Below are 13,715 nucleotides of genomic sequence, written 5' to 3' on the forward strand. Positions count from 1 at the left end.
CTAATGGTCTCGAAACGGGCCTTTGGCCCTCTGACCAGCCACAAGGAGTCATGTCATGTCGAGCGAACGTTATCTGTTCTTGATCAAGGGAAGCCTGGTAATGGCCCAGCCACTGGCGGCGCCGGAGACGGGTGAGCTGTTGACCAGCCTGTTGCAGCAGGGATTTGCCGTCGGGCCCCTGCCGGTGTGGGCGAGCAATACCGAACAGGCGCTCGCCTGCTATGAGCAGTCGGCCCAGCGGCAGGCCTTCGTCGACGTGCTGGCGGGGAGAACCGCATGACCATGCTCACCCTGAGGGCCGAGGCCCTGCTGCTGGACATGGACGGCACCCTGGTGCACTCCACCACCGAGGTGGAGACCGTCTGGCGGCTCTGGTGCCAGGGTCATCGGCTGGATCCCGCGCCTGTGCTGGCCATGTGTCACGGGGTGCGCTCGCGGGAGGTGATCCGCGCGCTGGCGCCACAGCTGGACCTGGCTCGGGAGGTGGCGCTGCTCGACGAGCTGGAGATCCAACATGCGGGGGTGGCCGAGGCTGTCGCCGGGGCCCGCACCCTGCTGGCGGCCTTGGCGCCGGATCGCTGGGCGCTGGTGACCTCCGCGAGCCAGCGGGTGGCGCGGCACCGCCTGGCCAGTGCCGGATTGCCGTTGCCCAAACTATTGATCGGGGCAGAGGAGGTGGAGCGGGGCAAGCCGGATCCCGAGCCTTATCTGCTTGCCGCGCGCCAGCTGGGTCTTGCCCCCGCCGACTGCCTGGTGTTCGAGGATGCCCCGGCGGGGATACTCAGCGCCCTGCAGGCCGGCTGCCCCGTGGTGCAGATCGGGGGCGACAGGCGGCTCGACCCGGCGGTCGTGGCGGTGATCCCCGATTGGAGTCAGGTGACTGTGGTCGCGAAGGAAACTGGCCCCTTGCTGGTGACGCTGCCGACCCGAGAGGCGGGCAACAAAAAGCCCCCGGCGAGCGAGGGCTTGAGCGGGCGAGACCCCGAGACTATTTGAAGACCCGGAAGCGGACCTCGTCGTCCATGAAGGTCTTGTCACCGGCCGGTTGCTCTATGCTGCCAAAGGGCATCTGGGCACGCAGCAGCCAGCTGGCGGGCAGGTCCCACTCCTGGCGAACCGCTTCGTCGATCAGCGGGTTGTAGTGCTGCAAGGAGGCGCCTATGCCTTCCTGGGCCAGGGTGGTCCAGACCGCAAACTGGGCGATCCCGGTGGCATGTTCGGACCAGATGGGGAAGTTGTCGGCATAGAGGGCGAATTTCTGCTGCAGATCCTTGATGACGGCGGTGTCCTCGAAGAACAGCACAGTCCCGAAACCGGCGCGGAAGCTGCCGTTTACCTTGGCTTCGCTCTGGGGATAGGCCTCTGGCGGCACAATCTTTTTCAATTCAGCTTTGACGATGTCCCACAGCTTGTGGTGCTGCTCGCCAAACAGGATGACGGCACGGGAGCTCTGGGAGTTGAAGGAGGAGGGGCTGTGCTTGATGGCATCCTTGATGAGGGCCGTCAGCTGGGCCTCGGAATGGGTCACCTGGTCACCCAGGGCATAGATGGTACGACGTACTTTGATCTGTTCGATAAACGGACTGCTCATAACATCTCCTTGGTTGATGAATCGTTGCTGCCAGCGTTGCCGACAAAGGTCATCTGGCTCCGATTTCTCGAGTCATGGACTATAACACCTTCTGTGCAAGAAACCGTCAACGCTGGGTGATGACTGTTTCTACTTTTTATGGATATTCAGATGACGAAACCGGGCATGGCCCCTTGATGTCTTTATTGTCATTAACCTTGGGTGTTAATGACTTCAATCAATATAACGGCGGTGTTTTCCACTATAAAATGCATGTTACGTGACATTTTATAGAGGGTGGCATGCCTGCAACTATCATCAAGGAACGCTACTACATACTGACGCCGCTGTCGTTCCTGCTCGGTGCCCTGGTGCTGATCGCCACCCTGTTGCTGGCGGCGGCCAGCTACCTGCGCAGCATAGACAAGACCCTGGCCGGCTATGACCACATGCTCACCTCCATAGACGCCACCCTGATCCACGAGATGGTGCTGGCCAATCGGCGCCAGCTCGGCGTGCTGGAGGCCTCCCTGGACAAGCAGGCCATCGCGAGGGGCGACTCGGCCATCAACGGGATCTGGGCCATAGCCCACCAGTTCAAGCACGACGCCCACTTCCTCTACTTCTACAACGCCAGCTTCGACCGTCTCGACAGCTACCCCGACTGGCCGGTACCGACCGACTATCAGGCGCAGAGGCGCCCCTGGTATCAGGCCCTGGCCAGCGACAGCGACGAGCTCATCTGGTTTGGTCCCTACCAGGAGTTCGGCAGCGACGCAGAGGTCCTGACCCTGATCAAGCGGGTCAAGGATGACGAGGGGCAACTGCTGGGCCTGCTGATGGTCGACATGTCGTTCAACTCGCTGCAGGCGGCGCTGCAACGGGCGATGGGCAGCGACCAGGCCGCCCTCTACATCACAGAGCGCAAGGATGGGCGGCTGGTGGTGGGACACAACCTGTCACTGCTGCCGGCGGTCTCCGGTGCCTCTAGCCAGGGAGCCGGGCTGAGCGTGATCCGCAAAGGCTGTCACCTGAGGTTGCCGCTGTCGGATATCGACTGGGATCTCAACATCTATCTGCCCCCCGCCCACTTTCGCGGCAACCTGCAAGATACCCTGCTGATGGTGGTGCTGCCCGCGCTGGCGCTGCTCGCCATCTGGCTGTGCAGCCTGCTGTTTCTGGTGCGGATCTTTCGCCAGGAGCAGACCCTGGTGCAGCGATCCCTCTGTGGCCTCGTTCAGGATGAGGCGCTGATGGAGATCCAGCTGCGCCAGCGCACCTGGTTCGTGCACGGCAGCCTGGGGGAGATCCATCAGGTGAGAAACAGCCTGCTGCAGGGGCAGGATGCCCTGCTGCACGATCCCCTCACCGGCATCATGAACCGGCGGGCCTTCGAGCAGGACAGGGCCAGGCTGGCGCAGGAGGAGAGGCCCCACTGGCTGGTGCTGTTTGATGTGGATAGCTTCAAGCGCGTCAATGACAGCTGGGGGCACGGGGTAGGGGATGGGGTGCTGTTCCGGGTGGCCACCATAATGGCAAGAACCCTGGGAGAGGCCCAGGTCTACCGCATCGGGGGGGATGAGTTTGCTGCCCTGCTGCCCTGGGAGCAGGAAGAGGTCGAGGATCGCCTGACCCATCTGCTGGCTCGGGTGCGGGCGCTGAAGTGGCGCGAGTTTGAGGAGTGCATCACCCTGAGTGCCGGCGGGGCTCGCTACCCGGATGACGCCGCTGCCCTGCTCGATCGGGCGGATGAGTGTCTGTACCAGAGCAAGCGGCAGGGACGGGACTGCTGGCATCTGTCAGCCACTTCGCCTCCCTCCAAAGGGGCTGTCGTGACAGTATCTGTCTGACCGTCATCGGGAGAAAAAGGGCCTGAATGGCCGAGAAAGGGGTCACAGTGGGGATAATTTCCCATGTGACCTTTTTTTTTAATTCATTTTCAGTCGGTTAGCCCATGTGATTGAGCCATGTCGCGAAGCAGAGACAGTCAGCCTGTCGGCGAAGACGCCGTAATCCCGGTAGCGGAGTCCGGGGCGCTTTGTATAGTGCAGGGAAAAATAATCAATCAGACATCAGGTTTGACAGGAGTACCCCATGGAGATGAACAAATACGGCATGAGCGCAGTGGCGCTGCTGGGCGCGCTGCTGTTGGGCAATGGTCAGGCGCAGGCGTCCGAGACCCTCAACACCATACTCGGTGGTGGCGTCGGCGGCGTCGCGGGCACCATGATAGGCAAGCAGCTGGGGGGCGACACCGGCGCCCTGGTGGGCGCCGCAGTCGGCGGTGCGGCAGGCGGTGCGGCCACGGCCGACAGGGGCAACAAGAATGAGGCTGCCCTGGGTGGCGCCGTCGGTGCCCTGGGTGGCGCCGCCATCGGCAAGAGCGTGGGTGGCGATACCGGTCGCCTGATCGGCGCCGGCATCGGCGGGGCCGGTGGCTCTGCCATCGGGGCCAGAACCGGCGATAGCCACGAGTCCAACAACGACTACCGGGGAGGTCACCGCTACCGGGGTGACAACGGCTATCACAATGGCCACCACAAGCATCACAAGAAGTACAAGAAGCGCAGATGGCACGACGATGACTGATGTCATCCCGAGCATAATGAAAAAGGGGCCGGTGGCCCCTTTTTCGTCTCCGTCGTTTAGACCAGGCGGTGCTGGCGCCTGCCGAGGGCGAAGGCGTTGATGTTGTCGATAAGCTGATCCGCGAGACGCTGCATCGACTCCTCGCTGGCCCAGGCCACATGGGGCGTCAGGATGAAGTTGGGGTAACGCAGCGCCTGCATCAGGGGGTGGTCGGGGGGCGGCGGCTCGACGCTTGCCACATCGAACCCGGCGCCGCCGAGGCGACCGTTACCGAGGGCCTCCAGCAGGGCCTGCTCGTCCACCAGGCCGCCGCGGCCCACGTTGATCAGCAGGGCCCCCGGTTTCATCATGGCCAGCTCCCGCTCCCCGATGAGGTGGCGGGTGTAGGGGGTGAGCGGGCAGTGCAGGCTGATCACATCCGAACTCTGCAGCAGGGCCTCCAGGGGCAATCTGTCTTCATCCCCGGGGGCACCGACCTGGCTCTGGGCATAGAAGACCTCCATGCCGATGGCGCCGGCTCTCTGCCCCAGGGCCTGACCCAGGGTGCCCTTGCCTATGATGCCGAGCCGCTTGCCGTGCAGATCCATGATGGGGTGATCGAAGAAACAGAACTGGCCGCTCTGCTGCCAGCGCCCCTCCTGCAGGGACTGGCGCCAGGCGAACAGGTTGCGTGACAGGGCCAGCATCAGTGCCATGGCGTGTTCGGGAACCGAGGGGCCCGAATAGTTGCGGATGTTGCACACGGCGACATTGGCGGCGCGGCAGGCTTCCAGATCCAGGTTGTCGCTGCCGGTGGCCGCCAGGGCGATCAGGCGCAGCTCCGGCAACTGGGCCAGCTCGTCCTTGCCGATGCGGATCTTGTTGATGATGGCGATGCTGGCGCACCTGAGCCGCTCCACCACCTGTTCCGGCTTCGTCTCGGGATAGCTTTGCCAGTGATGGGGGAAATCGGGGCGACGCAGATTGATGCCGGCGTCCAGGGTGTCACTGTCGAGAAACACGATTTGCTGCATGAAGCCTCCTGCCGTTCGCTGCCGCGTGGGAGTCGCCATGATGCCAAAGATGGGGGGCGGCTGACCAGCCCGGATGCAGACAGGCCGAATGGCCCAATTCCATACTTGCTAGTCGTTCGGGTCAGATCCAGCCCAGATGGGTCAGCCAGCCCTGGATGCGCCCCGGCGTTTCGTCCAGCTCCATCAGGGCGTAGGGGCGGTAGTTGAGCTTGTGGCTGCGGCGGCTCTCGCTCTTGCGCGCCTCGGCGGCCAGCAGGGGCCAGCGCCCCCCGTCTTCCTGATAGAGATCCAGGGTGGGAATGCTGGCCTGGGCCACCTGCTTGGCCAGGGTCTGGTTACTCAGCTGGTTGGGAAAGAAACCGTCGAGCAGCACCAGGGCATCGGGGGCAGGCAACTGCTCGCTGGTGATGAGGTTGGCGGCCCAGGCCGCGCTGGTGCCTTGCGCCAGCAGCAGCTTGAAGCCGCCCTCCTGCAGCTTGGCATCACCTAGCTTGACGATGCGCTCGGCAAATTGCTGGCGAAACGCCTCTATGGTCTCCTGCTTCTTCTCGGAGGCCGGATCCAGCTCGGTTTGCTGGGGGGAGGGGAGCAGCAGCAGGGTGTCGAAGCCGAGTCGCCCCAGCTCCCGGGTCAGCTGCCACAGCTGGCCGCTGCGCTGCCAGTCCGGCAGCAGTATGGCGAGCCCCAGGTAGCTGTCGCCGTCGTGCTTGGCAAAGAGCACCCTCTGCTTGTCGATCCGGGTGCTGTCAGGCACCCCCTTCCAGTCGCTCTCCTGCCAGTGATCCAGGGGGGCTGGGGGCGAGATCTCGTTGGCCGGCAAGGTGGTACTCGCCAGCAGGGTCAAAAACAGCAGTGGTAAGGATAATCTGGCCATGATGCGCTCCCCGGTTGACTGGGTTAGCGGCGGCGTGCCGGATTTCTGAAGGGGGCCGGGAGGACCCAGGAGAAAGAGGGAAGGGGCAAGCCCTTCCCTCGACGGGCTCAGGGCCGGGCAAGCCTGCCGAGCTGGCGGTCGTGCAGGGGGGAGAGCAGCAACAGGGCGCTGACGGCCCCCACCAGGGCACAGAAGATGTCGGACTGGGTATCCCAGGGATCCCCCTGGGTGCCGAGGAACTCGTCGGCGCCCTGACCCAGTGCCAGTGCGGCGCCCCATTCGATAAGCTCATAGCTGGCGCTGACGGCGAGCACCACGCAGATCACCAGAAACACCAGCATCTTCTTGCCCTGCACATGGTGGCCGCGCAGCAGTATCTCGCGGCAGGCCAGGGCGGGCACGAAGCCCTGGAAGAAGTGGCCAATCTTGTCATAGGGGTTGCGACTGAGATCGAACCACTGCTGCAGATCGAAACCGAGCGGCACCCGGGCATAGGTGTAAGCGCCCCCCAGCATCAGCACGGCCCCGTGCAGGAAGATGCACAAATAGAGCAGGCTGGTGAGGGGGTAGCTGCGCTGGCTCAGCAGCAGCAACGGCACGACGATCAGCACGGGGGCGACTTCCAGCAGCCAGGTGACCCTGTCATAGGGTTGCCAGCCGGAGAGCACCAGCAGTACCAGGGTGAGCAGCAACAGCAGGAGTTTTTGATGAGATGTCATAGGGAGCCTGTGAGGGAGGAGGAACCTGACTTCATGGTGTAGCCCCAATCGGCGCGAGACGAAAGGGGGCAGGGGAATTCTCCCTCAATGGACGGCCCGCTGTCACTGACCGGGGCTGAATGATCGCAGGGCGGATCCCCATAAAGAAAAAGCGAGCCTGGGGCTCGCTTTTTTCAACACGGGCGTGAAGCCGTCAAATCAGTTGACGCGACGCTTGAACTCGCCGGTGCGGGTGTCGATTTCGATCTTGTCGCCGATCTCTACGAAGGCGGCAACGGCCAGCTCGTAGGTGGTGCCCTTCAGGCGGGCCGGCTTGGTCACTTTACCGGAGGTGTCGCCACGGGCGGCCGGCTCGGTGTACTCGACTTCGCGAACGATGGTGGTCGGCAGTTCGACGGAGATGGCTTTCTCGTTGTAGAAAGTCACTTCGCAGATGTCTTCCATGCCGTCAACCATGTAGTTCAGGGCGTCACCCAGGTTGTCTTTCTCGACGTCGTACTGGTTGTACTCGGTGTCCATGAAGACATACAGGGGGTCGGAGAAGTAAGAGTAGGTGCACTCTTTACGCTCCAGCTGAACGACTTCCAGCTTGTCGTCGGCCTTGAATACGGTCTCGGTGGCGCTGCCGTTCAGCAGGCCTTTCAGCTTCATCTTGACCACGGCGGAGTTACGGCCGGATTTGTTGAATTCGGCTTTCTGGACCACCATCGGCTCGGTACCGATCATGACGACGTTACCAGCGCGGATTTCCTGTGCGGTTTTCATGTAAAAATTCCTGTTCGTATACGGGCAGATAAAAACTGCCAGATTATATACGGCTTTCTAAAAATTTCACCAGCCGAGTGACGAGATCCCCTTCCCGCAGCAACTTCTGTGACCAGCTTCGCGCATGTTGTTGCCAAAGTGTGCCGTGGATCGGCCATTGGGCCCAGAGTTCGCTGCAATCTTCCCCTCTGTTGAGGGCCAGGTTGAGCTCGCGCAGCCACTGGCCGTCCTTGGCGGGCAAGGCCTCCAGATAGTGGTCGAGGAAGTGCGCCAGCTTGACGAGGTGGGCCTCCTCTTCCTGCTGATAGATGTGCCACAGGAAGGGCCTTGCCGCCCATTGGGCTCGCACGAAGGAGTCTTCGCCGCGCACCAGGTTGAGATCGCAGCTCCACAGCAGCCGATCGTAGCCCGCCTGGCTCGTCATCGGCAGCAGCTTGATGGCGAGCTGGCCCGCCTGCAGCAGATCCCCCGCCCGGGCCGTGCCGATGGCACTCTCAAGGCCGGCGCCGCAGAGCACGTCGGGGAGGGCGCGCCCCATGGGCAGCAACAGGGTGACCTGGGTGGCGCCCTTGCTCCAGCTCGCGACCAGGCTTTTCAGCGCCTCGCTCTCGTAGGTGAAGAGGCTTATCCGCAGCTCGTCTTGCGCCTTGGGCGGCAGCCCCAGGCTGGCCCAGTAGGCGGCAAGGCCAGCCTCGTCTTGCTGCCAGCGATCCCGCTCTGCCACCAGCCCCTGCTCGCACAGCAGGCCACCGGTTCTGGGGGTGAAGCCCGGGAAGAAGAAGTATTTATTGAGGCTCAGCTTGCCCACCCGCTGGGGGGAGGCGAGGCCGTGACAATCCTCGACCCAGGCTTCGGCACTGAGGTATTCCAGATTGATCCAGCAGGGGGGCGGGCTCTGCTCGACCATGCGTTCAATAAAAGGGGCGGGCAGCTCGCAGGCAAAGGCCTCTATGACCACGCTAGCCGGAATGGCATCCGCTGGCAGGGGGCCCTGCCAGTGCTGGATATAGATGCCCTCGACCCACTGGCCATCCCGCGCGGGATCCAGCCCCGGACAGATGCGGGCGAAGCTCGCCAAGTCATCCACCCAGAGCCGCACCTGACCATGCCCCTCCCGCTCCAGCTGGCGGGCCAGCCGCCAGGTGACGCCTATGTCGCCGAAGTTGTCCACCACGGTGCAGAAGATGTCCCAGTCGAAGGGGGGCAGGGGGCTTGTCATGGCTCGGGGTTCCAGATGCAAAAAAACCGGTGCGCAGGGTAGCACACCGGTGGATTGGCTTCTAACCGTCAGCGAGTGACGGCGGTCTGCGGCGAGTTACTCCTTGCCGTAGACGTTATTCTCCTGCTCGCGAACCCGGATAAAGGTGGTGCGCTTGGTGAGCTCCTTGAGCTGGCTGGCGCCGACGTAGGTGCAGGTGGAGCGCACGCCGCCCAGGATATCGCGCACGGCATTCTCGACCGGGCCGCGGTAGGGCAGCAGCACAGTCTTGCCCTCGGAGGCACGGTACTCGGCGACGCCGCCGGCGTGCTTGTCCATGGCGCTCGATGAGCTCATGCCGTAGAACTTCATGAAGGGGGCGCCATCGACATCCACCACCTCGCCGCCGCACTCCTCGTGGGCCGCCAGCATGCCTCCCAGCATCACGAAGTCGGCGCCGCCGCCAAACGCCTTGGCCACGTCGCCCGGGCAGGTGCAGCCGCCGTCACCGACTATCTGGCCGCCGAGGCCGTGGGCTGCATCGGCGCACTCTATGATGGCGGAGAGCTGGGGATAGCCGACCCCTGTCTTGACCCTTGTGGTGCAGACCGAGCCCGGGCCTATGCCCACCTTGACGATGTCGGCGCCGGAGAGGATCAGCTCCTCCACCATCTCGCCGGTGACCACGTTGCCCGCCAGGATGACGTGGTTGGGGCAGGCTTCACGAGTCTTGCGCAGGAACTCGACGAAGTGCTGGGAGTAGCCGTTGGCCACATCCACGCAGATGAAGCGCAGGGCCTCTGACATGGCGAGGATCTGGCGGGTCTTGATGAAGTCCTCTTCGGAGGTGCCGGTGGAGACCATCACATGGCCGAGCAGGGCCGGATCGGTTTCGCTGACGAAGGTTTGCCACTGGGCCAGGCTGTAGTGCTTGTGTACAGCCGTCATCATCTCGAAGCCCGCCAGGGTACGCGCCATGGCGAAGGTGCCGACGGTGTCCATGTTGGCGGCGATGACGGGCACCCCCTGCCACTGGGTCTGGGTGTGCTTGAAGGTGAACTGACGGGTCAGGCTGACTTGGGAGCGGCTCTTGAGGGTAGAGCGCTTGGGACGAAACAGTACATCCTTGAAACCGAGCTTCAAGTCTTCTTCGATACGCATTGCAAATTCCTTATTGAGCCTTGTGAAAGTCACTGTTGCAGTGGGCAAAATTTTCGGCAGGCACAAAAAAACCGCAGGTTTTCAAGGCCTCCGGTTTACAACAGTCTAGGCAAAAATCCCGCCAGAACAAGACTGATAATTCGCTCATCATTGTGTTAGCCTTTGGCGTCACAACCTGAGGTTGGCCACCAGCTTCATCCAGCACCTCGCCACGGCCCCTCTCTTCCCTCTTTTTGCCCCTTGCATCACGGTCAACTGCTGTCGGATCCCCCATGCCGTGAACGCCATAGGCCGGGGTTTGGGGCCCCTGCGCCCCTTTTGCCAGTTGACAGTGGCCTGTGTGCTGCCCACTCTGGCGCAGAGGGCCAGCGTGGGCCCGCTTCGACGAGGAGAACACATTGTCCGTATCACACAAAGCAGGCTGGTTGTTGCTGGCCAGCCTCTGCCTCTCATCGGGCGCCTGGGCCGCCCCCACCGTCTATGGCTGGATCGAGAAGGGCGTGCTCATGCCGGGTGGGGTGGCGGTCAAGATGAAGCTGGATACCGGCGCCCTCACGTCCTCGCTCGATGCGCGAGAGCTGCACCACTTCAAGCGTGACGGCAAGCCCTGGGTGCGCTTCACCCTGGTGCTGACCGATGCCAACACCGACAAGGAGGTGCGCCAGACCCTGGAGCGCCCGGTGGAGCGCAGCGTGACGGTGCGCGGCGCCGGTGGCATGGAGGAGCGTCCCACTGTGACCATGTCTGTCTGTGTCGGTGACAAGCTCTACAAGGAGTGGTTCACCCTGCGGGATCGCAGCGACATGATCTATCCCGTGCTGCTCGGTCGTCGCCTGCTGGCGGAGCTGGGGCCGGTGGACTCTTCCCGCACCTTCACTGTGCAGCCGAGCTGTGGCTAGGAAGGCCTCTTTGGGATCACAAATGGTGCGCGGGGGCTTGGGCCCCCGCGCTTTTTTTCCCCTGAGGCCTGCACCGTCTATGCCGGGCGCGGTGGGGCGGGCAGCAGCACGCTCACCTCAAGGCCCCCCTCGGGCCTGTTGTGGATGTCGAGATCCGCGCCATGCAGCTGCACTATGCGCTGCACTATGGCCATGCCAAGGCCCACCCCGTCCCCCTGCTGGGGATTGACCCGGAAGAAGCGCTCGCACAGGCGCGACAGGGCGGCGGTGGGGATGCCGGGGCCGTTGTCCCGCACATCCACCCTGACCCTGTTGCCCTCCTGGGTGATCACCACGGCGACCTCGCCGCCCACCTGGGTGTAGCGCAGCGCGTTGTCGATGAGGTTGCCAAACATCAGATCCAGCAACATGGCCTGGCCCATCACCTGCAGATGCTCGTCCCCCTCCAGGGAGAGCTGCAGATCCTTCCTCAGGGCTATGGGGGCCAGGGTAGCCAGGGTGCCCTGCAACAGCAGGCTCAGATCCAGCTTGCCGAGTGCCGGGGCCTGCTGGTTGTCGATGCGGGCCTGGGTCAGCAGCTGGCGGATCAGCCGGTCGCTGCGATCGAGGGCCAGCAGCATCTTGCGCAGCGCCTGCTCGCGGCTGGCGTCATCCTCGGCGGCCAGGGCATTTTCACTGTGGATGCGCAGCACCGCCAGCGGGGTGCGCAGTTCGTGGGCCGCCTCGTTGGTGAACTGCTTCTCCCGCTCTATGGTGTCCGCCAGGGTGTGCATCAGGCGGTTGATCTCCGACACCAGCGGCGTCAGCTCCTCGGCCTTGATGGCCAGGTTGAGCGGGCTCAGGTTGGCGGGATGGCGCTCGCCGATGGCCTGGGTGAGTTGATTCAGCGGGGCCAGCCCCCGGGTGACCAGCCACCACAGCAGGCCGAGCAGGAAGGGCAGGGTGATGAAGAGCGGCAGCATGGTCAGGGTGGCCATCTTGCTGGCCAGCTCCCCCCGCTCGTCATCCCGCTCCGCGACTATGAGCCAGGTGTGTTCATCCTCGTTGTAGAGGGTGAAGGTGCGCCACTCGTGGTGATCCTTGGTCTCGCTGTTGAAGCCGCGCTCCAGGGTGGTCAGGGGCTGCTCCGGCGCATTGGGCGAGCGCAGCAGTATGGTGCCTTGCTCGTTGAGCAGCTGGAAGTAGAGGTTGTGTTCGAACTCGTGGCCGTAGGGGGTGAACTCGTTGTCCCGCCCCAGCTGGCTGAAGCTGCGCTTCTCCTGATGGGGGTCGGCGGGCACGGCCTGCTCCCACTCCTGGTAGACGGCCCCGTTGCTGGGCAGCTCGCCGCGCTGCTTCAGATAACGGCTGAGCAGTTGGTTGGTGATGCGGGCGGACTGGGCGAGACGGGCATCGAACAGCTCTTCCATCTCGTGGTTGGCTTCCAGGTAGCCGATGAGGCCGCTGACGGCCAGGCTGAGGCTGACCAGGGCCAGGATGCCGGAGAGCAGGAAGCGGCGAATGGAGCGGACGCGACTCATCGGGCGGGCATCCCTCTGCTGCCCGGGGTATCTGGCTGCGGCACTATGTAGCCGACGCCGCGGATGTTGCGGATGAGCTCGGGGAAGAACTTCTTGCGCAGGTGATGAATGTGCACCTCCACCGCATTGCTCTCGGCCCCTTCGTCCCAGCCATAGAGGCTCTGCTGCAGTTGATCGCGGCTCAGCACCCGGCCGCTCTGGCTGATGAGCTCCTGCAGCAGCTTGTACTCGTGGGGGGTCAGCCTGACCGCCTCTCCCTGATAGGTGACCTGCTGGGATTCGGGGTAGATGAGGATGTCGCCATACTCCAGCACCGCCTGGGCCTGGCCCTTGCTGCGGCGCACCAGGGCGCGCAGGCGGGCGTTGAGCTCCTGCAGGGCGAAGGGCTTGACCATGTAGTCATCGGAGCCCGCATCCAGCCCCAGCACCCGATCGTCCAGGGCATCCCGGGCGGTGAGGATGAGCACCGGCAGCGTCTGTCCCTCCCGGCGCAGCTTGCGCAGCAGGCTGATGCCGTCGATGTCCGGCAGATTGAGATCCAGGATGAGGGCGGCGAACTCCTCGCTCTTGAGCGCCGACAGGGCGGGCAACCCCTGCTGCAGCCAGTCTACTGTGTAACCGCTGCTGCGCAGGGCATCCACCATGCCATCCCCCAGCATGATGTCATCTTCTACCAACAGGACTCGCATTGTTCTCTCCCTCAAATGACGCTGCCCACCAGTATGCAAGTTGGTGGGCAGAGTTTAAATAGCGCACTGATCTGCTTGTGTTTATAGCTTGGCGAGACGTTCGCGGATTTCCGTCCTGCGTCCTTCGTCCGCCGTCTCGCGGCCCGGTCTGGCCGGGGCGGCCAGGGCCTTGTCCAGATAGATCTTCGCCTGGGCCTTGTCCCCCTGATCCAGCAGGAAGTCGCCGTAGAAGAAGTTGGGATCTATGCCGGTGGGGTTGATGGCGAGCGCCTGCTTGAGCAACTGCTCGGCCTTGTCGTCATCCCCGAAGCCGACCGGCCAGCCCGGCACCTGGTAGTAGAGGGAGCCCAGGCTGGTGTAGGCGGAGCCCTCCAGCGCCTTGGGATCCTGCTTGATGGCGATCTCCAGCTTGGCCTTGGCCTCCTTCACCAGGCTGAGGGCCCCGAGGCCGCCCTTGGCGCCGGCCCAGGTGCTCTTGACGATGGCGGACCAGATCAGCAGATCGGTGCGAAAGGCCTCCTTGGCACTGGCCTGCTCCGCCTGGGCGCTCAGAGTCTCCAGACAGCTCTCCTTGGCCTTGCCGGTCTCTTGATACTGGCAGTGGGCCCACTGCTGCTGAATGGTGGGCAGGGCATCGGCGGCCTGAACCAGGCTGCTTGCCAGGGCGAGCAGCAGGAGACTGTGACCAAATCGGGGGCGGAAAGTGGCGTGTTTCATC

The 13,715-nt window shown here is 63.6% G+C and carries 15 protein-coding genes; 5 read left to right on the forward strand and 10 right to left on the reverse strand.

Going from position 1 to position 13,715, the window contains the following annotated elements:
- Positions 1-55 precede the first annotated feature (55 nt).
- Both AB5Y91_RS12385 and AB5Y91_RS12390 read left to right on the forward strand, forming a co-directional pair.
- Complete coding sequence (locus AB5Y91_RS12385) at positions 56-280, forward strand: hypothetical protein (RefSeq protein ID WP_025326108.1); 225 nt, start codon at positions 56-58, stop codon at positions 278-280.
- Positions 277-996: an HAD-IA family hydrolase gene (locus AB5Y91_RS12390; RefSeq protein ID WP_368169914.1), complete on the forward strand. Its 720-nt coding sequence runs from the start codon at positions 277-279 to the stop codon at positions 994-996. The genes AB5Y91_RS12385 and AB5Y91_RS12390 overlap by 4 nt, the downstream gene beginning before the upstream one ends.
- Here AB5Y91_RS12390 and AB5Y91_RS12395 read toward each other — a convergent pair.
- On the reverse strand, positions 989-1,591 hold the full coding sequence (locus AB5Y91_RS12395) for a nitroreductase family protein (RefSeq protein ID WP_106887579.1): 603 nt from the start codon (positions 1,589-1,591) through the stop codon (positions 989-991). The genes AB5Y91_RS12390 and AB5Y91_RS12395 overlap by 8 nt on opposite strands.
- A gap of 281 nt (positions 1,592-1,872) precedes the next feature.
- On the opposite strand from AB5Y91_RS12395, the gene AB5Y91_RS12400 reads away from it, so the two are divergent.
- Positions 1,873-3,420, forward strand: coding sequence for a diguanylate cyclase (locus AB5Y91_RS12400; RefSeq protein WP_368169915.1), 1,548 nt, complete (start codon positions 1,873-1,875; stop codon positions 3,418-3,420).
- A 244-nt stretch (positions 3,421-3,664) separates the two neighbouring features.
- On the forward strand, positions 3,665-4,159 hold the full coding sequence (locus AB5Y91_RS12405; protein WP_111910356.1) for a glycine zipper domain-containing protein: 495 nt from the start codon (positions 3,665-3,667) through the stop codon (positions 4,157-4,159).
- Positions 4,160-4,215: 56 nt separating this feature from the next.
- Here the strand turns inward: AB5Y91_RS12405 and AB5Y91_RS12410 are convergent, their stop codons facing one another.
- The 6 genes from AB5Y91_RS12410 to AB5Y91_RS12435 form a co-directional block, all read right to left on the reverse strand.
- Positions 4,216-5,172 (reverse strand): D-2-hydroxyacid dehydrogenase, encoded by a 957-nt coding sequence (locus AB5Y91_RS12410; RefSeq protein WP_111910355.1) that lies wholly within the window; start codon positions 5,170-5,172, stop codon positions 4,216-4,218.
- Positions 5,173-5,293: 121 nt separating this feature from the next.
- The gene (locus AB5Y91_RS12415; protein ID WP_111910354.1) at positions 5,294-6,046 is read right to left on the reverse strand and encodes a DUF3530 family protein; all 753 of its coding nucleotides are present in this window, start codon (positions 6,044-6,046) and stop codon (positions 5,294-5,296) included.
- A 107-nt stretch (positions 6,047-6,153) separates the two neighbouring features.
- Entirely contained in the window at positions 6,154-6,765 is a 612-nt protein-coding gene (locus tag AB5Y91_RS12420; RefSeq protein ID WP_111910353.1) for a DUF2238 domain-containing protein, read from the reverse strand.
- A gap of 198 nt (positions 6,766-6,963) precedes the next feature.
- Positions 6,964-7,530, reverse strand: a complete 567-nt coding sequence (efp, locus tag AB5Y91_RS12425) for an elongation factor P (RefSeq protein ID WP_011707002.1) — start codon at positions 7,528-7,530, stop codon at positions 6,964-6,966.
- A 43-nt stretch (positions 7,531-7,573) separates the two neighbouring features.
- Positions 7,574-8,749: an elongation factor P maturation arginine rhamnosyltransferase EarP gene (gene earP / locus AB5Y91_RS12430; RefSeq protein ID WP_368169916.1), complete on the reverse strand. Its 1,176-nt coding sequence runs from the start codon at positions 8,747-8,749 to the stop codon at positions 7,574-7,576.
- Between the two features lie 96 nt (positions 8,750-8,845).
- Positions 8,846-9,889 (reverse strand): GMP reductase, encoded by a 1,044-nt coding sequence (locus tag AB5Y91_RS12435; RefSeq protein WP_368169917.1) that lies wholly within the window; start codon positions 9,887-9,889, stop codon positions 8,846-8,848.
- Between the two features lie 431 nt (positions 9,890-10,320).
- On the opposite strand from AB5Y91_RS12435, the gene AB5Y91_RS12440 reads away from it, so the two are divergent.
- On the forward strand, positions 10,321-10,788 hold the full coding sequence (locus AB5Y91_RS12440; protein ID WP_174218657.1) for an ATP-dependent zinc protease: 468 nt from the start codon (positions 10,321-10,323) through the stop codon (positions 10,786-10,788).
- 77 nt (positions 10,789-10,865) lie between these two features.
- On the opposite strand, the gene AB5Y91_RS12445 is transcribed toward AB5Y91_RS12440, so the two are convergent.
- The 3 genes from AB5Y91_RS12445 to AB5Y91_RS12455 form a co-directional block, all read right to left on the reverse strand.
- On the reverse strand, positions 10,866-12,308 hold the full coding sequence (locus AB5Y91_RS12445) for an ATP-binding protein (protein ID WP_234568868.1): 1,443 nt from the start codon (positions 12,306-12,308) through the stop codon (positions 10,866-10,868).
- Positions 12,305-12,997, reverse strand: coding sequence for a response regulator (locus AB5Y91_RS12450; protein ID WP_368169918.1), 693 nt, complete (start codon positions 12,995-12,997; stop codon positions 12,305-12,307). Before AB5Y91_RS12450 ends, AB5Y91_RS12445 begins: the two co-directional genes overlap by 4 nt.
- Positions 12,998-13,078: 81 nt before the next feature.
- On the reverse strand, positions 13,079-13,714 hold the full coding sequence (locus AB5Y91_RS12455; protein ID WP_111910350.1) for a tetratricopeptide repeat protein: 636 nt from the start codon (positions 13,712-13,714) through the stop codon (positions 13,079-13,081).
- Position 13,715 lies beyond the last annotated feature (1 nt).

It is taken from the genome of Aeromonas sp. R4-3 (genome assembly GCF_040908275.1).
GTDB classification, from domain to species: Bacteria; Pseudomonadota; Gammaproteobacteria; order Enterobacterales; family Aeromonadaceae; genus Aeromonas; species Aeromonas rivipollensis.